20 protein-coding genes and 8 pseudogenes are annotated in these 24,972 nt (G+C 71.7%); 11 read left to right on the forward strand and 17 right to left on the reverse strand.

Features of this window, described 5'->3' with window-relative positions; genetic code table 11:
• Nucleotides 1–496: 496 nt before the first annotated feature.
• Together ACZ8AI_RS07475 and ACZ8AI_RS07480 are read right to left on the reverse strand one after the other, a co-directional pair.
• A complete protein-coding gene (locus ACZ8AI_RS07475) occupies nt 497–1,126 on the reverse strand; it encodes a CatA-like O-acetyltransferase (RefSeq protein ID WP_464857705.1) in 630 nt (209 codons plus the stop codon).
• 20 nt (nt 1,127–1,146) lie between these two features.
• Nucleotides 1,147–1,842 (reverse strand): maleylpyruvate isomerase family mycothiol-dependent enzyme, encoded by a 696-nt coding sequence (locus tag ACZ8AI_RS07480; RefSeq protein WP_464857707.1) that lies wholly within the window; start codon nt 1,840–1,842, stop codon nt 1,147–1,149.
• Nucleotides 1,843–1,883: 41 nt separating this feature from the next.
• Here ACZ8AI_RS07480 and ACZ8AI_RS07485 point away from each other — a divergent pair, with 41 nt between their 5' ends.
• Entirely contained in the window at nt 1,884–2,429 is a 546-nt protein-coding gene (locus ACZ8AI_RS07485; RefSeq protein WP_464857709.1) for a YbaK/EbsC family protein, read from the forward strand.
• On the opposite strand, the gene ACZ8AI_RS07490 is transcribed toward ACZ8AI_RS07485, so the two are convergent.
• The 10 genes and pseudogenes from ACZ8AI_RS07490 to ACZ8AI_RS07535 all read right to left on the reverse strand — a co-directional run.
• Nucleotides 2,422–2,997 (reverse strand): HAD family hydrolase, encoded by a 576-nt coding sequence (locus ACZ8AI_RS07490; protein WP_464857711.1) that lies wholly within the window; start codon nt 2,995–2,997, stop codon nt 2,422–2,424. The two genes, ACZ8AI_RS07485 and ACZ8AI_RS07490, sit on opposite strands and share 8 nt — an antisense overlap.
• Before the next feature lie 43 nt (nt 2,998–3,040).
• Complete coding sequence (locus tag ACZ8AI_RS07495; protein WP_464857713.1) at nt 3,041–3,409, reverse strand: VOC family protein; 369 nt, start codon at nt 3,407–3,409, stop codon at nt 3,041–3,043.
• Nucleotides 3,410–3,428: 19 nt separating this feature from the next.
• A pseudogene (gene hrpA, locus ACZ8AI_RS07500) lies at nt 3,429–7,288 on the reverse strand (ATP-dependent RNA helicase HrpA).
• 28 nt (nt 7,289–7,316) lie between these two features.
• Entirely contained in the window at nt 7,317–9,185 is a 1,869-nt protein-coding gene (locus tag ACZ8AI_RS07505; protein WP_464857715.1) for a thioredoxin domain-containing protein, read from the reverse strand.
• Between the two features lie 79 nt (nt 9,186–9,264).
• Nucleotides 9,265–9,795, reverse strand: a complete 531-nt coding sequence (locus ACZ8AI_RS07510) for a nucleoside/nucleotide kinase family protein (protein ID WP_464857717.1) — start codon at nt 9,793–9,795, stop codon at nt 9,265–9,267.
• A 4-nt stretch (nt 9,796–9,799) separates the two neighbouring features.
• A complete protein-coding gene (locus tag ACZ8AI_RS07515; RefSeq protein ID WP_464857719.1) occupies nt 9,800–10,867 on the reverse strand; it encodes an NAD-dependent epimerase/dehydratase family protein in 1,068 nt (355 codons plus the stop codon).
• A gap of 49 nt (nt 10,868–10,916) precedes the next feature.
• Nucleotides 10,917–11,822: a sulfurtransferase gene (locus ACZ8AI_RS07520; protein WP_464857721.1), complete on the reverse strand. Its 906-nt coding sequence runs from the start codon at nt 11,820–11,822 to the stop codon at nt 10,917–10,919.
• Between the two features lie 303 nt (nt 11,823–12,125).
• Complete coding sequence (locus tag ACZ8AI_RS07525) at nt 12,126–12,617, reverse strand: MFS transporter (protein ID WP_464857723.1); 492 nt, start codon at nt 12,615–12,617, stop codon at nt 12,126–12,128.
• 103 nt (nt 12,618–12,720) lie between these two features.
• Nucleotides 12,721–13,140: pseudogene (locus tag ACZ8AI_RS07530) on the reverse strand (MFS transporter); the annotation flags it as partial.
• A gap of 106 nt (nt 13,141–13,246) precedes the next feature.
• Nucleotides 13,247–13,549: pseudogene (locus ACZ8AI_RS07535) on the reverse strand (MFS transporter); the annotation flags it as partial.
• A gap of 278 nt (nt 13,550–13,827) precedes the next feature.
• Between ACZ8AI_RS07535 and ACZ8AI_RS07540 the strand changes: the two are divergent.
• Entirely contained in the window at nt 13,828–14,484 is a 657-nt protein-coding gene (locus ACZ8AI_RS07540) for a TetR/AcrR family transcriptional regulator (protein WP_464857725.1), read from the forward strand.
• 171 nt (nt 14,485–14,655) lie between these two features.
• Here the strand turns inward: ACZ8AI_RS07540 and ACZ8AI_RS07545 are convergent, their stop codons facing one another.
• The gene (locus ACZ8AI_RS07545) at nt 14,656–15,498 is read right to left on the reverse strand and encodes a dolichyl-phosphate-mannose--protein mannosyltransferase (RefSeq protein WP_464857727.1); all 843 of its coding nucleotides are present in this window, start codon (nt 15,496–15,498) and stop codon (nt 14,656–14,658) included.
• A 178-nt stretch (nt 15,499–15,676) separates the two neighbouring features.
• Nucleotides 15,677–16,297 (reverse strand): annotated as a pseudogene (locus ACZ8AI_RS07550) (phospholipid carrier-dependent glycosyltransferase); the annotation flags it as partial.
• 44 nt (nt 16,298–16,341) lie between these two features.
• Between ACZ8AI_RS07550 and rsmI the strand changes: the two are divergent.
• From rsmI to rsmA, 4 genes and pseudogenes are all read left to right on the forward strand, one after another.
• A pseudogene (gene rsmI, locus ACZ8AI_RS07555) lies at nt 16,342–17,164 on the forward strand (16S rRNA (cytidine(1402)-2'-O)-methyltransferase).
• 120 nt (nt 17,165–17,284) lie between these two features.
• Nucleotides 17,285–18,862, forward strand: a complete 1,578-nt coding sequence (gene metG, locus ACZ8AI_RS07560) for a methionine--tRNA ligase (protein WP_071290785.1) — start codon at nt 17,285–17,287, stop codon at nt 18,860–18,862.
• Nucleotides 18,859–19,767, forward strand: coding sequence for a TatD family hydrolase (locus ACZ8AI_RS07565; RefSeq protein WP_464857730.1), 909 nt, complete (start codon nt 18,859–18,861; stop codon nt 19,765–19,767). The genes metG and ACZ8AI_RS07565 overlap by 4 nt, the downstream gene beginning before the upstream one ends.
• Before the next feature lie 2 nt (nt 19,768–19,769).
• A pseudogene (gene rsmA / locus ACZ8AI_RS07570) lies at nt 19,770–20,622 on the forward strand (16S rRNA (adenine(1518)-N(6)/adenine(1519)-N(6))-dimethyltransferase RsmA).
• A gap of 150 nt (nt 20,623–20,772) precedes the next feature.
• Here the strand turns inward: rsmA and ACZ8AI_RS07575 are convergent.
• Nucleotides 20,773–21,006 (reverse strand): annotated as a pseudogene (locus ACZ8AI_RS07575) (pentapeptide repeat-containing protein); the annotation flags it as partial.
• Between the two features lie 31 nt (nt 21,007–21,037).
• On the reverse strand, nt 21,038–21,427 hold the full coding sequence (locus ACZ8AI_RS07580) for a hypothetical protein (RefSeq protein WP_464857732.1): 390 nt from the start codon (nt 21,425–21,427) through the stop codon (nt 21,038–21,040).
• 252 nt (nt 21,428–21,679) lie between these two features.
• On the opposite strand from ACZ8AI_RS07580, the gene ACZ8AI_RS07585 reads away from it, so the two are divergent.
• Nucleotides 21,680–22,057, forward strand: a complete 378-nt coding sequence (locus ACZ8AI_RS07585) for a hypothetical protein (RefSeq protein ID WP_464857734.1) — start codon at nt 21,680–21,682, stop codon at nt 22,055–22,057.
• A 124-nt stretch (nt 22,058–22,181) separates the two neighbouring features.
• Here ACZ8AI_RS07585 and ACZ8AI_RS07590 read toward each other — a convergent pair whose 3' ends face one another.
• A complete protein-coding gene (locus ACZ8AI_RS07590) occupies nt 22,182–22,970 on the reverse strand; it encodes an SDR family oxidoreductase (protein WP_464857736.1) in 789 nt (262 codons plus the stop codon).
• A 53-nt stretch (nt 22,971–23,023) separates the two neighbouring features.
• Here ACZ8AI_RS07590 and ACZ8AI_RS07595 point away from each other — a divergent pair.
• From ACZ8AI_RS07595 to ACZ8AI_RS07610, 4 genes and pseudogenes are all read left to right on the forward strand, one after another.
• Nucleotides 23,024–23,206: pseudogene (locus ACZ8AI_RS07595) on the forward strand (helix-turn-helix domain-containing protein); the annotation flags it as partial.
• A 139-nt stretch (nt 23,207–23,345) separates the two neighbouring features.
• Nucleotides 23,346–23,876 (forward strand): MmyB family transcriptional regulator, encoded by a 531-nt coding sequence (locus ACZ8AI_RS07600; protein ID WP_464857738.1) that lies wholly within the window; start codon nt 23,346–23,348, stop codon nt 23,874–23,876.
• Nucleotides 23,877–23,928: 52 nt separating this feature from the next.
• Nucleotides 23,929–24,246 carry a hypothetical protein gene (locus ACZ8AI_RS07605; RefSeq protein ID WP_464857740.1) on the forward strand — a complete coding sequence of 106 codons (318 nt, stop codon included), beginning with the start codon at nt 23,929–23,931 and terminating at the stop codon, nt 24,244–24,246.
• A 15-nt stretch (nt 24,247–24,261) separates the two neighbouring features.
• On the forward strand, nt 24,262–24,927 hold the full coding sequence (locus ACZ8AI_RS07610) for an ATP-grasp domain-containing protein (protein WP_464857742.1): 666 nt from the start codon (nt 24,262–24,264) through the stop codon (nt 24,925–24,927).
• Nucleotides 24,928–24,972: the final 45 nt, after the last annotated feature.

The following is a 24,972-nucleotide window of genomic DNA, read 5'->3' on the forward strand; positions in this document are numbered from 1 at the left end:
TCCGGACCAGCCAGCACGACCAGGTTGCCGGTGGGATCACGGAAGTGGCCGACGGTGACGCCACCGGCCTCGTTCCGCTGCGGTGGCAGCGCGACCGCGCCACCGAGCTCCTCGGTCTGTTGCAGCGCCGCCGTCGCGACGTCGTCGACGCCGACGGAGAAAACCGCATGCGGTGGAACCCCGCCCGCCGCCCATGCAGTGCTCCGGCGGAGGAGTCCCAGCCGAACAGCGCGGCGGGGAAGGTGCGGGGCCGATGAGCTCGACGTGCACGACGGCGTTCACCATGACGTCGTTCTCCTCCGGGCCAGCGCGGTCGGGACGGTCAGATCCGTTTCGGTCCATGTCGGATCCGGACGGCTCAGGCCGGGTTCTGCGGTCCGGATCCGACATCAGCCTGCAGGAACGTCCCGCCCGGCGGAGCGGACCACATCGGCGCCCACGCGCCGTGCCGTCGCTCCCGCGTCCGTCGGCCGGACGCGGCGGACGCGACGGACGGTCAGCGCAGCCACGACGGGTCGGCGAACAGCTCCTCGAGCTCGGTGAGCAGCCGCGACGCGTGGAAGCCGTCCGCCGCCGCGTGGTTGACCTGCAGGGCCAGCGGCATCACGGTCCGTTCGCCCACGACCCGGTAGCGGCCGAGGGTGATGATCGGCATGAGGTGGTCGTAGCCGTCGCGGACGTGCAGGGCGAATCCGGTGAACGACGTCCGGGGGAAGGTCGAGACGTCGAACACGTTCCGCGGTCGGTCGTCTTGCGGGAACATCCGGACGTCGTCGCGGTACCGCTCGATCATGTCGACGGCGGCGTCGTGGAACACACGGAAGTCGTCGTCGTACGGCACGACCAGCGCCGAGAAGGTCTCGGTCTCGGGGTGGAACACCGTGAACATCGGGTGCACCACGTCCCAGACACCCGGGGAGCCGTCGTCCAGGAGCTGCATCCGGAACTCCTCGTGGTGGTTCACCACGGTCGCGATCGCCCAGATCTGGGATGCGTAGGTCCGGACGTCGCTCGCGCGGACGGCCGCGACGAAGGCGGTCACGTCCACGTCGACGGTCACTTCGTACGAGCACTGCACGCGCTGCCGGTAGTGCTCGAAGTGCTCGCGCCGGGGCCACTGCGTCACGTCGATCGGTCGGGGTTCCATCACGGCACCAGTTTCGTCGCCAGGGCCGCGTCGAACGCGGCTCGGTCGCCGTCGATCGTCAGCGCGACCGCGTCGAGCTCCCGACGACCCCAGAGGACGAGCAGGAGGTCCTCGGCACGGCCGGTCACCCGCACCGCGGGGGCTCCGCCGGCCGTCCCGGCGAGCGTGCCCGTGCCGGCCGCGTCCGAGAACGCGATCACGACCGTCGCCGCGAGCGGCTCGACGCGGCCGAGCCGGACCTGACGCGGGTACAGGTCCTCGAGCACCTCGCGGACGCCGTCCGCGGCGGTGTCGGCCTGGAGGCGCGGCGCGGCCCCGACGGCGTTCCGCGCGTCCCACAGGTGGATCACCGTTTCGTGCGCCTGCCGTCGTGCCCAGGTCGCCGCCCGGTCCGGCGGGTAGATCGCCGGACAGGCATCGTCCGGCCCGCGCTCGCGGAGTGCGGCGACGAGGGCGTCCGCTCCGGCGGTGAACCGGGCGGCGAGGTTCGTCCCGTCCGCCACGGCAGGCGGCTCGGCGCCGGTGAGCTGCCCGAGGACCCAGCGGTGGATGTCGGCGACGTGTTCGCCCAGGTCGGTCATCGTCCATCCGGGGCAGCTCGGGATCGCGGTCCGGGGGTCGGACGACCGGAGGACCTCGGCGAGTCCGGTTGCAGCGGCCTCGAGCGTGGCGATGTCGGCGTCGTACGTGGCCATTGCTCCAGAGTGGTCGGGGTGGCGCTCCCTAGGGTGGAGCCATGCCGACGCTCGAACGAGTCCCCGCCCTGGTCGCCACCGGATTCCTCGCGATCCCCGTCGCCGAAGCCCTCGTCGCCCTGCCGAGCGAACTGCTGACGCGCATCGAGGGAGCGCCGATCGACCCGGACCTCGCCGACACCGCAGCCTTCTCGGACGCCTACGGATTCCCGCTCGAGGGCGGTGCGAACTGCATCGTCGTCGCGGGGAAGCGCGGCGACGAGGTCCGGTACGCGGCCTGCGTGGTGCTCGCGTCCACGAGGCTCGACGTGAACCGTGTCGTGAAGCAGCTCCTCGACGTGCGGAAGGCGAGCTTCGCCCCGATGGACGAGGCCGTCGAGCTGACCGGGATGGAGTACGGCGGCATCACCCCGATCGGCCTGCCCGCGTCGTGGCCGGTGTACGTCGACGAGCGCGTGCTGAGCGCCCCCGACGTCGTGATCGGCGCCGGTCGACGGGCCGCGAAGCTGTTCCTGCCCGGTGCCGTCCTGGGCGCGCTGCCCAACGTGACCGTGGTCGGTGGCCTCGCGACCGAACCCGTCAGCTGAGCACGCCCCGCGCTGCCAGCGCCGACCGGAGGCCGTCGACCCCGGTGTAGTGGTGCACGGTCATCCCGAGCGTGACCGCACCCGCGAGCTTCCGCTCGGAGTCGTCGGTGAAGAACGCCTCCGGCCCGTCGACCCCGAGGGCGTCGAGCACGTGCTGGAACGCGCGGACGTCGGGCTTCGCGACGCCGATCTCGTGCGAGCTGAACACGGCGTCCACGCGCTCCGGCAACCCGAACGACGCGACCTCGGCCGGGACGCCGTCGGTCCCGTTCGTCAGCACGGCGGTGGTGTGACCGGCGGCGCGGAGGTCGTCGAGGAGCACGAGGACGTCGGGGTCGGGCGTGAACGGCTGCCGTCCCCACGCCTCCGCCGCACTCGGGCTGCCGACGTGCTCGCCGATCGCCCGGACCCAGTCCGCGCGGCTGATCCGACCCGTCGTGACGTCGTCGATGACCGGCGAGGCGAAGGCGAACGACTCGATCGACCCCACCGGGAGGTCGTGGTCACGTTCGATGCGGGCGACGTACTCCGGGTCGAAGTGCCGGATCACTCCGTCCAGGTCGAACACGACCGCACGGATCGCGACAGCGGTCGGCTCAGGGGTCCGCACCTCAGTCGTTCGGACGGATGAGGCAGAACGGGTGGCCCGCTGGGTCGAGGTAGACGCGGAACGTGTCGGTCCCCGATCCGGTCGCGGTCGCGCCGATCGCGAGCACCGCGGTCTCGCCCGCGTCGAGGTCGTCGACCTTCACGTCGAGGTGGCTCTGCTGCGGGACGTCCTGCCCCGGCCACTCGGGCTTCCGGTAGTCCGCCACCTGCTGGAACGCCAGGATCGGACGGTGGTCGGTGAAGGGGAGCGCGACCTCGGCCCAGTCCTCGTCGAAACCGACGATCTCCCCGCCGAGCAGTTCGGCGTAGAAGCGGGCGAGGACGCGTGGGTCCGGGCAGTCCAGGACGACGACGTCGAGTGTGCCGATCATGGCCGACACAGTAGCCCGATCAGCGCGCGGCCGTCAGGGCCTTCGTGATGCGCTGCAGCGACACCGTCTCAGCCGTGCCGAGCTCCTGCGCGAAGAGGCTGAGACGGAACTCCTCGAGCATCCACCTGGCGTGCACGAGCTCCGGGTGTGCGCCCACCGCGGGCGGGAAGGTGCCCCCGGCGTCGACGTAGCGGTCGGTCGCGACGGTGACCTCGCGCATCCAGGTGGCATCCCGCCCGGGGTTCTGCAGCAGCTTCTGCACGCGGGCGTCGACGCCCTGCAGGTACACGCGGATGCGCCGGAGACGGTCGAGCCCGGCCACCGAGACGAACCCGGGGAACACCAGCCGTTCCATCTGCTGGCGCATGTCGGTCAGTGCCGGCAGGAGGGACATCGAGTTCGCCTGCTTGAGGGACCGCTCGGCGGCCCGGTGGGCGGCGAGGACCGCGGCGACCTCGGACACCGCGGTGAACATCCTGTCCACGACGGTCGATGACACGGTGTCGCGCACGGCCTCGAACGCGGCCTTCGTGAAGACGAGTCCGTCCGGGTGCTGGCGGCGGATGCCCGCGTCGACGACCGCGGCGAGGACGTCGTCGAACAGCGCGGCTGTCGACGGGTAGGGGCTGGCGGCGAGAGCGAGCTTCTCCTGCGCGGTCAGGTGCGACTGGATGTAGGAGACGGGCGACGGCACGGCGTGCATGACGAGGCGACGGACACCGGCGGGCATCCGGACGGCGCGGTCGGACGGTGTGGCGAGCAGCTGCACGCCGACGGTCGCCTTCGGCCCCTCGCCCTCCTCGACCAGTGCGGGGTAGGCGCGGATCACACCACCGGCCTGCTTGGTGTCGAGGACCTGCGGCAGGTCGTCGGACGGCCACGCGGTCAGGCCGGACCGTTCCACCTGCAGGCCGCCACCGGCGGACGCGACGCGAGCCGCGCCTCCAGGTCGGTTCGCAGCCCGAACCGTGGCGGAGGCGACGCTCTGCTGCGTGCGGTCCTTGAGCTTGGTCTGCAGGACCGACAGGTCCTTGCCTGCTTCGACCCGGCGACCGCGCTCGTCGACGACCGCCCAGGTCGGCAGCAGGTGCGCTGGGACGCGGGACAGGTCGAAGTCGGACTCGGAGACGGGCACGTAGGTCATCCGCTGGATGGCCTTCGCGAGGGTCGCGCGGAACGACTCGGTCGGCTCGGTCGGGGCGTCGTCCGGCAGCTCGGCGACGATCTTCTCGGCCCAGTCCGCCGCGGGCACGACGTTCTTCCGGATCTGCTTCGGCAGCGACTTGATGAGGGCGGTGACGAGTTCCTTCCGGAGTCCGCGCACCTGCCAGTCGAAGCCCCTCCTCGCGCATCCGGGGCAGCAGCGCGAGCGGGACCTGGACGCTGACGCCGTCGTCCTGCGCGCCGGGTTCGAAGCGGTACTTGATCGCGAGCCGTTGATCGCCGCTCCGCCACTGCGTCGGGTACTCGTCGTCGTCCTCGGCAGCTTCGGCGGCCGACTCGTCGAGCAGGTCCGACCGGCGCATCGTGAGCAGGTCCGGTTGCTCACGGCGGGTCGTCCGCCACCAGCCCCTCGAAGTCGCGCATCGTCGCCACGTCGGCGGGGACACGGGCGTCGTAGAACTCGTAGACCTTCTCGTCGTCGAGCAGGATGTCGCGGCGGCGGGTGCGCTCCTCGAGCTGCTCGAGTTCCTTCCGGAGTCGCCGGTTCGCGCGGTCGAACGCCTGCTGCGACTCCCACTCACCCTCGACGAGGGCGTGCCGGATGAAGAGCTCGCGGGAGTGAACCGGGTCGATCCGGGCGTACTGCACGCGGCGGCGCTGCACGATCGGGACACCGAACAGGGTGACGCGCTCGTAGGCGACGACGGCGCCCTGCTTCTTCTCCCAGTGCGGCTCACCGTAGGTGCGCTTGAGCAGGTCGCCGGCGAGGGGCTCCACCCACGTCGGGTCGATCCGGCCGACGGTGCGGGCGAACAGCCGGCTGGTCTCGACCAGTTCGGCGGCCATGACCGCGTCGGGCTGCTTCTTCGCCAGCACGCTGCCCGGGAAGACCACGAATCGGGTGTTCCGCGAGCCGAGGTAGTCACGCTTCTCGCGGTCGCGCAGCCCGATCTGGCTGAGGAGCCCGGCGAGGAGCGAGCGGTGCACGGCGTCGCCGTCCTCGCTGCGGGACTGCCCGACCCGGACGTCGACCTGCTTGGCGGCACGGGACAGCTGGCGGTACAGGTCCTGCCACTCGCGGATGCGGAGGTAGTTGAGGAACTCGGCCTTGCAGAGCCGCCGGAATGCGCTCGACGACAGTTCGTCCTGCTTGTCCTCGATGTGGTTCCAGAGGTTGAGCAGGGTGAGGAAGTCGCTCGTCGGATCGGCGAAGCGCGCGTGCAGCTGGTCGGCCTGGGCACGCTTCTCGAGCGGTCGTTCGCGGGGGTCCTGGATGCTCAGGGCGCTGACGATCGCGATGACCTCACGCCCGACGCCCTGACGTCCGGCCTCGAGCACCATCCGGCCGAGCCGCGGGTCGATCGGCAGGCGCGTGAGCTGCTTGCCGGTCTTCGTGATCTGGCCGCCCTTGTCGACCGCTCGGAGTTCGCGGAGCAGGTCGAGGCCGTCCTTCACACCGCGGGAGTCCGGTGGCTGCAGGAACGGGAACGACTCGATGTCGCCGAACCCGAGCGAGATCATCTGCAGGATCACGGCGGCGAGGTTCGTGCGGAGGATCTCGGGGTCGGTGAACTCCGGACGGCGGTCGAAGTCGTCCTCCGAGTACAGGCGGATCGCGATGCCCGCGCTCGTGCGGCCGGCGCGCCCGGAGCGCTGGTTCGCACTCGCCTGCGAGACCGCCTCGATGGGGAGCCGCTGCACCTTCGCCCGCGGCGAGTACCGCGAGATGCGGGCGGTCCCGACGTCGATCACGTACTTGATCCCGGGGACCGTCAGGGAGGTCTCGGCGACGTTCGTCGCGAGCACCACCCGCCGGCGAACGCCCGGGGTGTGCCGTCGCTCGAAGACCCGGTGCTGGTCGGCAGCGGACAGTCGGCCGTACAGGGGCAGGACCTCGGTGCCCGGGTAGCGCTTGCCCTCGATGGCGTCCTGCGCGTCGCGGATCTCGTTCTCGCCGGACAGGAACACGAGGACGTCGCCCGGGTCCTCACGTGCGAGTTCGTCGAGGGCGTCGGTGATGCCCTGCATGGTGTCGCGGTCGTCGGCGTTGCTGCCGCTGTCGCCGGTGCGCGAGTCGGACTCGTCGTCGACGTCTCCCTCGTCGCCGGCGTCCTCGGCCACCAGCGGCCGGTACCGGATCTCCACCGGGTAGGTGCGGCCGGAGACCTCGATGATCGGGGCGTCGCCGAAGTGCTTCGAGAACGACTCCGGATCGATCGTCGCACTCGTGATGATCAGCTTGAGGTCGGGTCGACGGGCCAGCAGCCGCTTGAGGTACCCGAGCAGGAAGTCGATCGTGAGGGACCGCTCGTGCGCCTCGTCGATGATGATCGTGTCGTAGCGCTTCAGGTCGCGGTCGAAGTGGATCTCGTTGAGCAGGATGCCGTCGGTCATCACCTTGATGCGGGTGTCCGAGCTGACGCGGTCGGTGAAGCGGACCTGGTAGCCGACCAGGCCGCCGAGCTCGCCGCCGAGTTCCTCGGACACGCGCTCGGCGATCGTGCGCGCGGCGATGCGGCGCGGCTGCGTGTGTCCGATGCTCGTCCGCCCGAGTTCGAGCGCGATCTTCGGCAGCTGCGTCGTCTTCCCGGAGCCCGTCGCACCGGCCACGATGACGACCTGGTTGTCACGGATGGCGGCCGCGATGTCGTCCCGCCGCTGCGAGACCGGCAGTTCGGGCGGGTACGTGATGACGGGCGTGGTCGACATGAGCATTCCAGCTTACAGCCGCGCGTGGCGCTGCTCAGCCGCGATCGGCAGCGTCGCCGAGCTGTGCGGCGAGTTCGTCACTGGTTCGGGCCGGGAGCGCGCAGACCCGGTCGTGGCAGACGTAGCCCGCGGGGTCCGCGGAGTCTCGGGCCTCGAACAGCTCGAAGCCCGCTGCGGCCCACTCGGACGCCTGCGCCGGCGTGACCAGGGCGACGACCGTACCCGGCCGACGAGCGGCCCGTGCCGCCGTCCGGAGCGGGTCCGACGGGTCGGACGCCACGACGACGACCTCACGCGACGGTCGTTGCAGTGCGAGGGCGACCCCGAGGGCGTCGGCGTGACCGAGTGGCCGCTCCGTACCGGTCTCCGCGCGGTCCGCGACGAGCCGGGCGGCAGCGGTCCGGTACGACGCGTCGCCGGTGAGTGCGGCGAGCGTCGCCGCGGCGGACGCCAGCGCGACCGTCCCCGAGCGGAGCGCGGTCTGCGGCTGCTCGCCGGTGGCCGTGCCGGCGGCTGCGAGCACCGGGTCGACGTCGAACCGCTCGGCCAGGCCGTCGTCGACCAGGGAGCGTGCGACCTCGGCGGTGCGCACGTCGCCCGTCACGAGGGCCAGCTCGAGCAGCCCCTCGGCGAGGAGCCCGACGTCCTCGATGGTGGGCGGCGCCGCGGACGCTCCGCGCGGTGTGCTCGACCGCACCCTCACGTGCCCGTCCTCGACGTGGGTGGCCAGCAGTGCATCCGCTGCGCCGCGTGCGAGCGCGATCATCTCGTCGTCCCCGTGCCGCGCGCCGGCAGCGGCGAGTCCCCGGATCGCCAGGCCGTTCCAGCCGGTCAGGACCTGGTCGTCGAGCGGCGGCGGGTCGAGGCGCGCACGCTCGTCGAGCGGCAGCCGGTACCACTCGCCCTCGACGCGACGGCCGTCGATCGTCGACTCGCTGTCCTGTGCGGCGACGAACGCGCCGTCCTGGCGGCGGAGCGTGTCGCGCAGGAAGTCCGCGATGCCCCGTGCCTGCTCGGGTCCGGCGACGGCGAGGAGTCCGGCGTTGTCGTAGAGCATGCGCTCGTAGTGCGGGACGGTCCAGTCGCGCCGGGTCGCGTACCGGAAGACGCCGCCGTCGGCGTCGGTCAGCTCGGAGCTCCGGATCGCGTACAAGGACCGGTCGAGCAGCCCTGCCGCTGCGTCGGCGCGGCCGTCGGCGCCCGCGCCGTCTGCGGCCACGTCGGCGAGGAACTCCAGCAGCGGCGCGCTCGGGAACTTGGGTGCGCCGCCGAACCCGCCGAACGTGGTGTCCTCGGCCTCGGACAGCTGGTCGGTGACGGCCCGGATGCGGTTGACGGCCGGGAGGCGCGGCTCGGCCCCGGCACCCGCCGCCGCCGAGCGGGCGGTCGCGTCCGCCTCGGCACCCTGCCGGATCGCCGTCGCGATGGCGCTCGCGTTCGCGTCGACCTCGTGCCGACGCGCCGTCCAGGCGTCGAGCACGGCGGCGGTGATCTGGAGGAACGACGGCACCTGCCCGACCGGCGTCGGCGGGAAGTACGTCCCCGCGAAGAACACGTGCCCGTCCGGGGTCAGGAACGCCGTCAGGGCCACCCCCAGCTGCTGCGTGAAGGCGCTCGCCGCGGCCATCAGGCTGGCGTCCACGTCGGGGCGTTCCTCGCGGTCGACCTTCACGGCGACGAAGTCCTGCCGCAGCAGTGCGCCGACCTCGGGGTCGGAGAAGCTCTCGCGCGCCATCACGTGGCACCAGTGGCACGTCGCGTACCCGACCGACACCAGGACGGGCACGTCGCGTTCGCGTGCCTCGGCGAAGGCGTCGGGCCCCCACTCGCGCCAGTCCACCGGGTTGCCGGCGTGCTGGCGGAGGTAGGGGCTGACCGAGGCACCGAGTCGGTTGTCGTTCATGGCCCCAGCGTGCACGGTCCGGCCTGGGCGGTGGCGTCGGGAGCGCCCGCTGTGGACGGATCGGCTTCCTCCACAGGCCTCAGTGGGGAAGCCACCCCGTCAGGGACGCGAGCCGACGTGCGATGTCGGCCGGGGCGGTGGCGTCCGTGTCGATCCGGGTGACCGTGTCCGCGGTGGCCCTGTCGAGCCTCCCGGCCGTCCGCGTGCTGTGCGTGAGCTGCGCTGCCGGAACGGCACCGCCTGCCCGTCGGGCGAGCCGCTCGGCGGTCGCGTCGTCGCCGGCCCGGAGCAGCACCACGGTGACGACGGGTTCGTCGCCCATCGCGGCGGCCAGTCGCTCGTGCTCGAGGACGGACACCGTGTTCGTGTAGACGAGCCGGTGGTGTCCGAGCTCGCGGTACGCAGCCCACATCGCGGCGAGGTTGCGCTCGGCCAGGCGTGCGTCCGGGTGCTCGACGTGCGGGGCCGGGTGCGCCAGGTCGAGGAAGTCACCCTCGATCACCGCGTGCCGGACGTCGGCCGCCACGAGGAGGTCGTGCAGCGCCTCGGCCGCGGTGGACTTCCCCACGCCGGAACGCCCGCCGATGAAGAGCACCTCGGAGCGGGGCACCGCGTCAGTCCAAGCCGAGCGAGAGCAGAGCGAGGGCGGCGTCCTCGGGGCCGTAGTCGAACATCCGGTCCCAGAACGGGTCGTCCGCCCACGGGACGTCGCCGTCGGCGGGGACGGCGTGCGCGGTCTCGACCAGCCAGTCGAGCTCGGGGACGACCGCGGTCGCGAACGAGGGCGGCTGCCAGCCGAGGGCCCGCGCAGCCGACGTGTCGAGCACGAACGGTGAGGGGGACGACCACGGCGTGGTGCCGACGAAGGCGGGGGCGTCCTCGTCGAGCAGGACCTCGTCGAAGGGGTGGTCGAGGTGCCCGGCGATCGTGCGGACGATCTCGAGCACCGACGGCGCGGACTCGTCCGCGACGTTGAGGATCCGCCGGTCCGGGCTGTCCGCGAGGAGCCGGACGAGCGAACCGATGCCGCTGGCCGCGGTGGTGTGGTCGACCCCGCGACCCCGGTCGGCCAGCAGGATGCGCTCCCGGTCGTCGAGCACCCGGCGGACCACGAACCACTCCCGCGGCCGGCCGATCCCGACGCCGTACACCTTCGACGGACGGAGCACCGTGACCGGGGCGCCGTGGTCGAGCAGGACCTGCTCGGCGGCGACCTTCGCGGCGCCGTAGCCGTCACGGCTCGTCGGATCGCCGTCGGACGCGGTCACGGTGGGCTGCAGCTCGGTGACGACACCGCCGAACACCGGCTTCTCGACGGAGTTCGCGTGCCGACCCTGCTCATCCACGTACACGGCCTTCGACGACACGAACACCGTGGAGCCGACGTCGTCGAGGAACGGGCGGAGTTGCACGGCGTCGTCTCGGGTCAGCCCGACGGTGTCGACGAGCAGGTCGGCGCCGGGGCGCAGGAGCTCTCGCAGCGTGCTCGTGTCGCGGCGGTCGCCGGGGAGGAAGGACGCCCCGGCAGCGCTCAAGCCGTCGGCGATCGGACCCCCGTGACGGGCGACCACGTCGACCTGCCAGTCGTCACCGCCCCGGCCCGAGGCGTCGAGGAGTTCGCGTGCCACGGCCGAACCGATCCCGCCGGTCCCGCCGAGGACGACGGCGCGTCTGGTGCTCATGCGTGCAACGGTAGTGCGCTCGCGCGCCGTGCAACCGCCGTCCGGGGTGTCAGGACGCGAGGGGCTCCGGTTCGCGGCGCCACCAGTCGAGCAGGGAGCCGTCGTAGACGCGCACCTTCTCGTGCCCGAGGACCGTCAGCGCGAGGGCGTCGGAGCACGCGGCGCTGCCCACGCCGCAGTACGTCACGATCTCGTCGGCGTCGATCACCTCGGCGAAGGCGGCCGCGAGTGCCGATCCCCGCAGGTAGGCGTTCGTGTCCGGGTCGACGATCGTGTCGAGCGCGATCGAGGTGCTGCCCGGTACGACCGGTGGGTGATCGGTGCCGAGCGAGGACTGCGGTGCCGCCAGCACGAGGGAGGCAGGCTGCTCACCGGTGACGGCGCGGCGCACGCGCTCGTGGTCGGCCCAGAGCGGACGCTCTTCACCGGCGAGGAAGACGTCGGTGTCGGCCCCGTGTGCCGCGTCCGTCGGGGTCGGGCCACCGGACGTGCGGCGCGGTGTGGCCGGGGTCCGGAGGGCGCCGACCCGCACCGGTCGGCCTTCGTCACGCCACTTCGTGAAGCCGCCGTCGAGGACCGCGACCGAGTCGAACCCGAACGACTTGAAGATCCACCACAGCCGTGCGGACCACTCGCCGAGGCTGTCGTCGTAGACCACGACCGTCGACGTGTTCGTCACGCCGAGGTCCCGCGCGGCGACCTCGAACTGCTCGGCCCCGGGGCGAGTGAACGGCACGTCGGCCTCGGGGGTGGAGAACGCTTCGACCAGGTCGGCGTAGCGGGCACCGGGCACGTGGCCGCGCTGCTCGTAGGTGGCCCGAGCGGTGTTCCACATCGTGTCGAGGCCCGTGCCCTCCGTGTGCACGGAGGCGTCGAGCACGACGAGCTCGTCAGCACCGAGGTGGTCTGCGAGCCACTGCGTCGACACGAGCGGCGAGGTCAGGACGGGGGCCATGGCGTCAGGCTAAACGGGACCCCTGACGACTGCGAGGGAATCGGACACACGGCGCAACGCGGGCGGGTTCGGTCGGGCCCGGTCGTGGGGCGCCGTGGGGTCGCTTTCCGGCGCCGACTCCGAACGACACCGTGGACGTCGTACGACGTCGTACGACGTCGTACGACGTCGTCCGAGGTCGTCCGAGGTCGACGCCGCCCCACACCGCCCCGCACGACGAACGCGCCCCCGCGGCACGACGAACGGCCCGCCCCGGCAGACCGGGACGGGCCGTGCAGTGCGCCGAATGGCAGCGCGCGGACGTCAGTGCGCGGCGGTCGGGATGCTCCCGGTCACCGCTGCGCTGGCGTGCGCGAGCTTGTCCAGCCGGACCTTCTGCCGGTTGATGAGGAGCCCACCGGCCAGGGCGACCAGGACGAGCACGCCCGCCGAGATGCCGAACGCCACGTGGTACCCGTCGAGCACCGCCTGCGCCTGCTGCAGCTTCGTGGGCGCCGCCGACAGCCCGGAGAGGCTGTCCTTCACGACGTCGGCGAAGATCGTCGACAGCAGCGCGGTGCCGATCGAGCCCCCGATCTGCTGCATGGTGTTCACCGTCGCCGAGGCCACTCCGGCATCGGCACGGGCGACCCCGGTCGTGGCGGTGTTCATCGCGGACGAGAAGATCGTCCCCATGCCGAGGCCGATCACGATCAGCGCGGGCAGGACGGTGCCCGCGTACGAGCTGTCGAGGTCGGTGCGGAGAAGCAGCAGCAGACCGGTCGCCGCGACGAGGCCACCGGCGAAGATGAGCACCTTCGGGCCGACGCGGGGCAGCAGGGCGACCACCGATCTGGGTCGCCGAGATCATGATCGACAGGGGCATCGGCAGGAACGCCAGACCGGTCTGCAGCGAGGAGAACCCGAGGGTCTGCTCGAGGTAGTAGGTCAGGAACAGGAAGATGCCGAACATGCCGATCGCCACCAGGCCGATCGCGATGAACGATCCGCCGCGGTCACGGTCGAGCACGACCCGGAGCGGGAGCAGCGGGTGTGCGACGCGGGTCTCGATGAAGACGAACGCGGCGATCAGCACGACGCCCGCGGCGAGCATCGCGATGGTGACGGGGAGTCCCAGCCGTTCGTCTCGGCGTTCGAGAACCCGTAGACGACCCCGACCAGGCCGAGGGTGATCAGTGATCACGCCGAGCACGTCGATGCGAGGCCGCTCGACCTTCGGCGGCTTCGCCATGAAGACGAGCGCGCCGATCACGCCGAGCACGGCGAAGACGACGTTCACGTAGAGGCACCAGCGCCACGACGCGTACTCGGTGAGCACGCCACCGAGGAGCAGGCCGATCGCCGCACCGGAACCGGCGATCGAGGCCGAAGATGCCGAACGCGCGACCGCGTTCCTTCGGGTCGCGGAAGGTCGTCGTCAGCATGCCGAGCGCGGACGGAGCGAGCAGTGCGCCGAACACGCCCTGCAGGGCACGGGCGGCGACGAGCAACCCGAACGAGTCCGCCAGACCGCCGAGCACCGACGCGACCGCGAAGCCGACGAGGCCGATGATGAAGGTGTTCTTGCGCCCGAAGAGGTCACCGAGGCGACCACCGAGCAGGAGCAGTGAGCCGAACGCGAGCGAGTACGCGGTGACGATCCACTGGCGCTGGTCGGTACCGAAGCCGAGGTCCGCTTGGGCTGAGGGGAGCGCGATGTTCACGATGGTCGCGTCGAGCACGACCATCAGCTGCCGCGAGGGCGATGACCGCCAGGGCGATCCAGCGGTGGTTGGCCTTGGCGGGGGTGGTGCCGGGATTCGTGGGTGCTGCCCCGGTGGGGGTCGGCACGGTTCGTTCTGCCGTCACGGCAGCCTCCTTCGAGAAGGTGGAGGGAGGAACGCGCGCCGTCGGGCGTCCTCGGGGAGGAACAAATGGATGCGACGCATCCGTTTGTGAGCAGTGTAGACCGAAACGGAAGGTTCGCATCCACTTATTCCCAGAAAGTTCAACTACGTTCGACGTCGTGAGCACCACCGACTCCGCTGAACTCGAGCGCCCCCTCCGAGCCGACGCCGCCCGCAACCGCGAGCTCATCCTGCAGACCGCTCGGAAGTGCTTCGCCGAGCGCGGCCTGTCCGTCACGCTCAACGACATCGCGCACGAGGCCGGGGTCGGCGTGGGGACCGTCTACCGCCGGTTCGCCGACAAGGACTCCCTGATCGAGGCGCTCCTCGCCACCAAGTTCGAGGCGATGAACGACGCAGCGGCCCGCGCCGCCGACGAGACCGACCCGCGTGAGGCGCTCCGGGTCTACCTGATGGGCGTGTTCGAGTTCCGCGCCCGCGACCGCGCGCTCGCCGACGCCATCGTCCGTGCCGGCAAGTCCCGCCCGTCGATCGTGCACGAGCGCGACCGGCTCGAGTCGCAGGTGAGCGAGATCATCGGTCGAGCCAGCGCCGCCGGCGTCGTGCGGGCCGGTTTCGACTACCGGGACCTGCCGATGCTGACCACGATGGTCGGCTCCGTCGCGGACGCCACCCGTGCGCACGACCCCAACGCGTGGCGTCGCTACGCCGAGCTCGTCATCGAGGGCGTGCTGCCCGGCGGGACGGAGGCCCCGATGCTCGGTGCGCCGCTCGACCGCGAATCGATCGAGCGGGCGCTGCACGCCCAGTCCTGACGGGCGCTCCGCGCCGTCGTGACCATCTGACGGCCGCAGGCGCCTGCCCGAGCCGCACCGCGCCTCCAGGCCGTGTACCGGCCGGCCGCCCGCGGCAGCCCGACCGCTACAGCCCGACGCGACAGCCCGACGCGACAGCCCGACCGCGACAGCCAGACAGTCAGCGAGCCGCTACAACCAGCTGGGCACCCAGTAGTGCGACCTGATGAAGTCCCACGGCATCTGGATGCCGGTCCACATCGGGTACCAGTACGCCGACGCCAGCACCACGACCCCGAGGTACACGCCGACCCAGACCACGGCACGGGTCCGTCGTGGCCGCGGGTCCGTCCGCCTCCCGAGCACCAACCCGACGGCGGCGGCCAGGGCCATCACCATGAAGGGCTCGAAGGCGATCGTGTAGAACTGGAAGACCGTCCGGTTGACGTACAGCAGCCACGGCAGGTACCCGGCCGCGACGCCCATCAGGACGAACGCGTACTCCCACTGGCGCCGCAGGACCCAGAGCACGAGCAGGGCCACGGTCGCGATCACCGCCGCGTACCAGATGAACGGGTTCGCGATGCCGGTGATCGCCTCGCCGCACCGGGTCGCCGTGCAGCCGTCCTGTCCGGCGTTCGTGCCGACGTAGTACATCGACGTGGGCCGCTGCATGACGAGCCACAGCAGCGGGTTCGCCTGGTACGAGTGCGGCGTGTGCAGGCCGATGTTGAAGCCGTAGATCTCGGACTGGTAGTGCCACCAGTTCTGCAGGCTGTCCGGCACCCACGACAGCACGCCGGTCCAGCGCTGCCCGCCGGAGGCGATCCAGTTCCGGTCCCAGCCGTCCTTCGAGACGAACCACCCGGTCCACGAGGCCACGTACGTCACCGCGGCGATCGGCACGGTGAGCAGGAACGAGACGGGGGCCTGCTGCAGCCAGGCGCTCGACGACCAGAACTCCACGCCGGCGCGCTTCCGCAGCATCATGTCCGTCAGGACGGAGTACACGGCGAAGAAGGCCAGGAAGAACATGCCGGACCACTTGGTCGCCGTCGCGGAGTCCGAGCGCGAGCCCCATCGCGAACAGCCAGGGCCGCCACCACATCACGGGGCCCCACAGGGTGTCGCGTCCGGCCGCGGAACGCTCCGCGACCCAGCGGTCGAGCCGACGCGCGGTCCACCGCCGGTCGAGCAGCAGTGCACCGAAGCCGAGGACCACGAAGAACGTCAGGATGCCGTCGAGCAGCGTCACCCGGGACAGCACGATCGCCTGCCCGTCGACCGCCAGGAAGAACCCGGCGAGCGTCCCGATCAGCGTCGAGCGGAACAGGGACCGGGCGATCACCGCCGTGAGGAACACCGTCGCGATGCCGAGCACCGCCACCGCGAAGCGCCAGCCGGCCGAGTCGTCCGCGCCGAACAGCAGCATCCCGAGACCGATGAGGTACTTGCCGAGCGGCGGGTGCGCGATGAACTCCGCCGCGCTCGTGAACAGCGACGTCTCACCGGAGGCGAACCGCTGGTCCGTCGTCGGCAGTGAGTCGTCGTTCGGGTTCGCCGGCCACGTGCCCTCGTACCCGAGGTGCACGATCGACCAGCCGTCCTTGACGTAGTACGTCTCGTCGAACACCAGCGAGTGCGGGTGCCCGAGGTTCACCAGGCGCAGCACCGCGGCCAGCAGGGTCACCGCGAGCGGACCGGCCCAGCGCCAGGCGGCGACCCGCCACGAGACCGACAGGACACGCCCCCACCAGTCGTCGAGGCGGGAGCCGACCGGCCCCGCGGGGACGGCGGTGCGGTCGTCGGTCAGCTCGCTGGTCATCGCGCACATCCTACGGATGCGGGCGACGGCCGTGCTGCGACGAGAATGGTCGTGTGATCGTCCTCGCAGCAACGCCCATCGGCAACCTCGGCGACGCCTCCCGGAGGCTGGTCGAGACGCTCTCGAACGCGACCGTGGTGGCGGCCGAGGACACCCGGACAGCGATCCACCTGATGCGCGCGCTCGGGATCGAGAACCGGCCGCGGCTCATCGCCCTGCACGAGCACAACGAACGGGCGAAGGCCGCCGAGGTCGTGGAGCTCGCCCGCGACGAGGACGTGGTGGTCCTGACCGACGCCGGGATGCCGGCGATCAGCGACCCGGGCTTCCCGCTGGTCGAGGCCGCCGCGGCAGCCGGGGTGACGGTCACGGCGCTGCCCGGGCCGTCCGCGGTGCTCATGGCGCTCGCCGTGTCCGGGCTGCCCACCGACCGCTTCAGCTTCGAGGGGTTCCCGACGCGCAAGGCGGGGGAGCGCCGCCGGCTGTTCCGCGTCGCTGGCCGGCGAGCAGCGCACGATGGTGTTCTTCGAGTCGCCGCACCGGCTGGCGGACACGCTCACCGACATGGCCGCCGGCTTCGGCGCCGACCGACGAGCCGTCGTGTGCCGCGAGCTCACCAAGCTCTACGAAGAGGTGCGACGCGGCTCCGTCACCGAGCTCGCGGAATGGGCTGCGGAGGGGGTCAAGGGCGAGATCTGCATCGTGGTCGAGGGGTCGTCCGGTTCCGGCGACGACGTCTCGCTCGAGGACGGCGTCCGGCTCGTGCTCGAACGCGTCGCCGCCGGCTCTCGCATGAAGGAAGCGGCGGCCGCCGTCGCGGACGCGACGGGGCTGTCGAAACGGGACCTCTACGAGGGCGCCCTGGCCGCTCGGTAACAGGACCGGGTGCCGGACTGGAGGCGCGGGACGGCCCCGCCACGGGCCTCCCGTCCGGTTCTCCACAGGCTGCGCGCGGGGCGCGTCATGCGGTCCCGGTGCGCCCGTAGGATGGTCCGCATGTCCGACGGGTCCTCGTTCAGCATCACCACGCCGATCTTCTACGTGAACGACGTGCCCCACATCGGGCACGCCTACACCGAGGTCGCCGCGGACGTCCTCGCACGCTGGCACCGGCAGCGCGGCGACGACACCTGGCTCCTCACCGGCACCGACGAGCACGGGCAGAAGATCCTGCGGACCGCCTCGGCGAACGACGTCACGCCGAAGGAGTGGGCCGACCGGCTCGTGACCGACGCCTGGAAGCCCCTGCTCGACACCGTCGACGTGGCGAACGACGACTTCATCCGCACCACCGACGAGCGCCACGAGCGGGGCGTCACGGCGTTCCTGCAGAAGCTCTACGACGACGGCTACATCTACGCCGGCGAGTTCGAGGGCTTCTACTGCGTCGGGTGCGAGGAGTACAAGCAGCCGAGCGACCTCGTCCCCGGCACCGGTGCGTACGAGGGGCAGCAGGTCTGCGCGATCCACTCGATCCCGGTCGAGGTGCTGTCCGAGCGCAACTACTTCTTCCGGATGTCCGACTTCGAGCAGCGGCTGCTCGACCTGTACGAGTCGAACCCGCTGTTCATCCAGCCGGAGAGCGTCCGCAACGAGATCATCTCCTTCGTCAAGCAGGGGCTGCGCGACCTGTCGATCTCGCGGTCCAGCTTCGACTGGGGCATCACGATCCCCTGGGACAGCGACCACGTCCTCTACGTGTGGTTCGACGCCCTGCTCAACTACGTCACGGCGCTGGGCTACGGCAGCGACGACGACGAGGCGTTCCGGCGACTCTGGCCGAGCGTGCACATCGTCGGGAAGGACATCGCCCGGTTCCACGCGGTGATCTGGCCGGCGATGCTCATGGCGGCCGGGCTGCCCGTCCCCGAGCGGGTGTTCGGCCACGGCTGGCTGCTCGTCGGCGGCGAGAAGATGTCGAAGTCGAAGCTGACCGGCATCGCGCCGTCGGAGATCACCGACACGTTCGGCTCGGACGCGTTCCGGTACTACTTCCTCCGCGCGATCACCTTCGGGCAGGACGGCAACTTCAGCTGGGAGGACATCTCCGCCCGCTACCAGGCCGAGCTCGCGAACGGCTTCGGCAACCTGGCCTCGCGACTCGTGGCCATGCTGCAGAAGTACTTCGACGGTGCCGTGCCGTCCCGTGGCGAGCTGTCCGCGTCCGACCAGGCGATCGACGACCTGGCGGTGTCGGTCACCGAGCGCGCCGACGCGGCCATCGCGGCCTTCGCCCCGCACGAGGCGATCGCCGCCGTGTGGGAACTCGTCGACGCCCTGAACGGCTACATCACCGAGCAGCAGCCGTGGGCGCTGGCGAAGGACGACGCGAACCGCGAACGCCTCGGCACCGTGCTCGCCACCGCGCTCCGCGGCCTCGGCACCGTCGCGGTGCTGCTCTCCCCGGTCATGCCGAAGGCGACCGAGAAGCTCTGGGCCTCGATCGGTGCCGGCGGTTCCGTCGCCGAGCAGCGCGTCGACCGTGCGTGGGAGTGGCAGGGTGCATCGCAGGTCGTGCCGCTCGAGAGCGGGCTCTTCCCGCGCATCGAGCAGGCGGAGCAGGGCGCAGCGTGACCGACGCGCACCTCCGCTCCCGCGGCGACGGGGACGGCTCCAAGCGGGACCTGACCTACCCGCCGCTGCCCCAGGCGCTCGTGGTGCCGGTCTACGACAACCACACGCACATGGAGATCGCCGATGGTGGCGACGGTGCGCTCGACTACCGCGAGCACCTCGACCGCGCGTCGAGCGTCGGAGTGCGTGGTGTCGTGCAGGTCGGCACCGACCTGGCGACCTCGGAGTGGTCGGCCGCGATCGCCGCGCGCGAGCCCCGGGTCCTCGCCGCCGTCGCGCTGCACCCGAACGAAGCACCGGTGCTGCACGACCAGGGGCTGCTCGACGAGCACCTCGCCGGGATCGAACGGCTGGCCGCGCTGCCGCGGGTCCGGGCGATCGGCGAGACCGGGCTCGACTTCTTCCGCACCGGCGAGGACGGCCGCGACGCCCAGATCCGCTCCTTCGAGGAGCACATCCGCATCGCGAAGGAGCACGACCTCGCGCTGACGATCCACGACCGCGACGCGCACGACGCCGTCGTCGAGGTCCTCGATCGCGTCGGTGCCCCCGAGAAGACGGTCTTCCACTGCTTCTCCGGCGGTCCCGACCTGGCTCGGCTCTGCGCCGAGCGCGGCTGGTTCATGTCGTTCGCGGGCACGGTCACGTTCAAGAACGCTGAGCCCCTGCGTGAGGCCCTGCGCGTCGCACCGCGGCACCTGGTCATGATCGAGACGGACGCGCCGTTCCTCACCCCGACGCCGTTCCGCGGCCGGCCGAACGCGCCGTACCTCATCCCGATCACGCTGCGGTCGATGGCGGACACCCTGGGGACGGACGCCTCGATGCTCGCGGCGCAGATCGCCTCGACCACCGAGCTCGTCTACGGGGCGTGGGACGCCGAGCCCGTCACCGTGGACGAGTGACCGTGGCGAGCCTGCTCGGCCCGGCGGAGATCCGGGACCTCGCGGCCAAGCTCGACGTCACCCCGACGAAGAAGCTCGGCCAGAACTTCGTGCACGATGCCAACACCGTCCGTCGGATCGTCGCGTCCGGCCGAGTCACGCCGGACTCGAAGGTGCTCGAGATCGGCCCCGGGCTCGGCTCGCTGACACTCGGGCTCACCGAGACCGGCGCGTCCGTCACCGCGGTGGAGATCGACGGCCGTCTCGCGGCCCAGCTGCCCGCGACCGTCGCCGCCATGCAGCCGGACGCCCGGCTCCGGGTCGTGCACCAGGACGCCCTCGCCGTCACCGCCGACGACCTTCCGGAAGCGCCGACGCACGTCGTCGCCAACCTGCCGTACAACGTCTCCGTCCCGGTGCTGCTGCACCTGCTGGCGACGTTCCCCTCGATCGAGCGGGCATCCCGTGATGGTGCAGGCCGAGGTCGGGTACCGCATCGCCGCCGACCCGGGCAGCAAGGTCTACGGCTCGCCCAGCGTGAAGGCCGCCTGGTACGGCTCGTGGTCGATCGCCGGACAGGTCAGCCGCCAGGTCTTCTGGCCGGTGCCGAACGTCGACAGTGTGCTCGTCGGCTTCGACCGGCACGACCAGCCGGGCGACGAGCGGCTGCGTGCGCAGGTGTTCGCGCTGGTCGACGGTGCCTTCCAGCAGCGGCGCAAGATGCTGCGGCAGAGCCTGTCGGGCGTGCTCGGCGGGAGCACTCGTGCGTCCGAGCTCCTCACGGCAGCCGGGGTCGACCCGACCGCTCGTGGCGAGATGCTCAGCGCCGACGACTTCGTGCGCCTCGGCCGGACGGTCCTGAGCGCCGCGGAGTAGCACCCGTCGTCGCTGGCCCCGTACGCCAGTGGCCGGGGCGCTGGAACCCGCCCGCAGCAGCGTCTCGGCGTCACCCCGGGCAGCGTTGACCTGCATCTGGGTCAGGAACAGCGCGCCGCGGAGGTCGGCGCCGCGCACGTCCGCGTCACGGAGGTCCACTCCGAGCACGTCGCACCGGTCGAGCGTCGTCCCGCGCAGGTCGGCGGCGATCGCGAGGCTGCCGCGCAGGGTCCGCCCGCGGAGGTCGCCGCGACGGAGGTCGGCACCGACGAGGTCCGACCCGGGCACGAGTCGAGGGTCCGGCGGTCCCGTCCGCACCCCCGCACGAGCGCGTTCGCTGGCCTCGACCAGGAGCGGGCGAGCCCGGTCGTACTCGGCGTCCACGTCGAGCGCGGCGAGGTCCTCGGGGGTGCCGTCACTCAGTCGACGGACGCGCTCGAACGCCTCGGAGCCACCGAGCGGCGTCGGCGTCGGCGTCGGCGTCCGGCCGGTCGCGGCTCGCGAGCGTGACCGCCTCGTCGAGGTACCGCAGCAGGTCGTGCAGTCGCCGGACGATCGGGAACGTCGCGAACATCGACCGCTGGGTCTCGGCGTCGTCCCGCCACGACCGCCCGGCGAAGGTGTGCTGCGAGACCTTCTGCCCGGCGCCGGAGCAGTCGAACACCGTGCAGCCGGAGAACCCGCGGTCGCGCAGGTGCGGGTGGATCCGGCAGCCGTCCGCCTCGTCGAGGTTCTCGCAGGGCTCACCGGCGGCCTTGTCGAACGGGAAGTCGGCGGACTTCGCGAACGCCAGGCGACGCAGCACAGCCCGAAGCAGTTCGCGCAGTCGGCGCCGAGGTCCTCGCGGCGGCCGAGGGCCACGCGTGTCCGTGTCATCGATCCATCATGTCGTGCCGGGCAGGGTCCTCCGCGTCGCGGGGCCAACTTCGTCCACGTCGATGTCCGATCCGGACGGCGGAACCCGGGGATCACGGTCCGGATCCGACGCCGCCGGCTCCGGCACCGACCACCCGCCTGACGCGCCGCCACCGTTCGCCGACGCCGTAGGCTCGCGGACGTGCGCGCACCACGTTCCCGGATCGCTTCGGCGATCACGCTCCTGTTCCTCGTCGGGGGTGCCCTCGTCGTCGTCCTCGCGGTCGTCGCCGTGGCACGGGACGTCCGGGACGACGCCGCGTGGGCCGCGATCGTCCTCGGCGTGGCCCTCGCCGCCTGGGGCGTGTGGTTCCACCGGCTCGCCGACGCCGACGCCGACGCCGACGCCGACTCCGAGGTCGGCACCCCGGGCACGGTGCCGGAGGCAGGACGCACGCCGACACCGCACTCCGGCCTGATCGGGACGGCCGCGATCGCCGGGATCATCGTCGCGGGTGGCTACTGGCTCCTCCGCGGGCCCTCGACCGTGGTGTCGCCGAGTCAGTGGTCGTCGCCGTGATCGTGTTCGGCCTGTGGCTGCTGAACCGCAGCCTCGACGCACGGATCCGCCGCCGCCGTGCCGACGAGGCGGACGAGGCGGACGGGACCGCGTAGGCCGTCCCGATCGGCCCGCGACAGCGCGCTCAGTGTCCGCGGGACGCGAGCATCTCGAGCAACTGCTGGTGCGTGCCGTCGCGCTCGGCGAACCGGAGGGGCTGCACGTTCTGCACCAGGATCTCCGGGGAGGCACCGGACTCCAGCAGCGCCATGACCTCGTCCGAAAACGCGTCGAGCTCCATCCCGCCGAAGTCCGCGCCGCCCATCAGGTCGGTCTTGACCGCCGGCGGCACGAGCTCGAGCACCGACACGGACGACCCGACGAGCTGCTGCCGGAGCGCCTCGGTGTAGGCGTGCACACCGGCCTTCGTGGCGCTGTACGTCGGGGTCGCGGTGAGCGGCACGAACGCCAGGCCCGACGAGACGGTGACGACGGTCGCGGCCGGACGGGTAAGCAGGTGCGGCAGGAAGGCGTCGATGAGCCGGATGGTGCCGACCAGGTTCGTCTCGATCGTGGCGAGGGCGTCGTCGATGTGGGCGGGGGAGCGGAGGTCCTCGTTCCGCATGATGCCCGACATCGTGACGAGGGTGTCGAGCGACGGGTAGGCGTCGAGCACGCTCGCGGCGGCGGCGGTGATCGACGCCGCGTCGCTGACGTCGATCTCGACCGTGCCGAAGCCGTACTCGTCGTGCAGGGACGACAGGAGCGCGGCGCGGCGTCCGCCGATGACGACGGTGCTGCCCGCGGCCTGCAGCCGCTGGGCGAGTGCGAGCCCCAGGCCCGAGGTGGCGCCGGGGATGAAGACGGTGCTGTTCGTGATGTCCATGTCGACCACGATGCGCGTGCGCCGAGGTGACAACCAGAGCGCGCTCATCGGGGGACCGCCGATCCCTGGCAACCCTGAACGGAACGGTCCAGGATCGGAGCATGGACCGCGCCGCACTCGCCGACTTCCTCCGCCGCCGCCGCGAGCTCCTGCGCCCGGAGGACGTCGGGCTCGGCACCGGGCCACGGCGACGGACCCCGGGTCTCCGGCGCGAGGAGGTCGCAGCCCTGGCCGGGATGAGCGTCGACTACTACACGCGCCTGGAGCAGCAGCGCGGCCCGCAGCCGTCCGAGCAGATGGTCGCGGCGATCGCCCGGGCGCTCCGCCAGCCTCGACGAACGCGATCACCTGTTCCACCTCGCCGGCCAGAACGCCCCGGTCCGGCTGCACCGCTCCGACCACGTCGACCCGGCGATCCTCCGCGTGCTGGACCGGCTCGAGGACACCCCGGCGATCGTCGTCAGCCACCTCGGGGAGACCCTCGTGGAGAACCGGCTCGCGGCTGCCCTGCTCGGCAGCTCGGTCGGACTCGCGGGCAACGACCGGTACCAGGCGTGGCGGTGGTTCGTGACCGGCGACGAACGGACGAAGTACGCGCCGGAGCAGCACGAGCGACTGGCCCGCGTCGTGGTCGCGTCCCTCCGGGCGGCCGTCGGGCTCGCCGGCCCCGGCGACCGTCGGGCCGTCGCGCTCATCGCGGAGCTCGAGGAGCGGAGCCCGGAGTTCCGGGAGATCTGGGCGCTGCACGAGGTCGCCAGCCGCTGGTCGGACAACAAGACGATCGTGCAGCCCGAGCTGGGCCCCATCACGGTCGACTGCCAGGTGCTCCACGCCGACGACCAGGCGCAGGCGCTCCTGCTCTTCACGGCGCCCCCGGGTTCCGAGGACGCGCAGAAGCTCGAGCTCCTCGGCGTCCTCGGCACGCAGCAGTTCCAGCCGGAGTCCACGAGGTAGCACCGCGTCACACACTTGGGCGCGTGCGGTATACCGTGCCTAAGGTGGGCGGGTGAGCACTCCCCGCGTGTACGTCATCCACGAGAACCCCGAGTGGTTCCCGCCGCTCGCCGCCGCCTTCGAGGCCGAGGGCGTGCCGGTCGAGGAGATCCTCCTGACCGAGGGGCAGATCGACCTCGGCGCAGAGCCGGAGCCCGGCGTCTACTGGAGCCGGATGTCGGCGTCGAGCCACACCCGCGGGCACGAGCACAGCAAGGAGTACACCCGCGCGGTCCTCGGCTGGCTCGAGCGCGCCGGCCGCCAGGTGGTCGGCGGCAGCCACGTGCTCGAACTCGAGGTCTCGAAGGTCGCGCAGCACGGGTTGTCGTAGCGGGCCGGGTTCGACGTGCCCCGCACCACCGCGGTGTTCGGCACGACGACCCTCAAGCAGGCGGCGAAGGACTTCACGAACGGCCAGGACGTCCCGTTCATCACGAAGCACAACCAGGGCGGCAAGGGCCTGGGCGTGCGGCGGTTCGACTCGCTCGCCGAGTTCGACGCCTACGTCGACAGCCCCGAGTTCGAGGCTTCGGTCGACGGCATCACCCTGCTGCAGGAGTACCTGACGGCGCGCGAGCCGTTCATCACCCGCGTCGAGTTCGTCGGCGGCGAGTTCGTGTACGCCGTCCGCGTCGACACGAGCGCCGGCAGCTTCGAGCTCTGCCCCGCCGACGCGTGCGAGGTCCCGCAGACCATCGCGGGAGCAGTCTGCGACGTCCCCGGCACCGAGACCGTCGGCGCGCCCCCGGCGTTCGCCGTCCGGACCGAGATCACCGCCGAGCACCCGCTGGTCCAGCAGCTCCGCACGTTCCTCGCCGACCAGCGCATCACCATCGCGGGCGTCGAGTTCATGGAGACCACGGACGGACGGACCGTCGTGTACGACATCAACACGAACACGAACTACAACCCCGCCGTCGAGGAGACCGCGCCGGCCTCCGGCCCGCGCTCCATCGCGAAGTACCTCGGTGGGCTGCTGGAGACGCAGTACGCGGCGCAGCTCACGGCCTGAGAACGCAAGAACCACCGGACTGGAGGCCCGTGGCGGGCCCGCCCC

The organism is Curtobacterium sp. AC273, assembly GCF_979253735.1.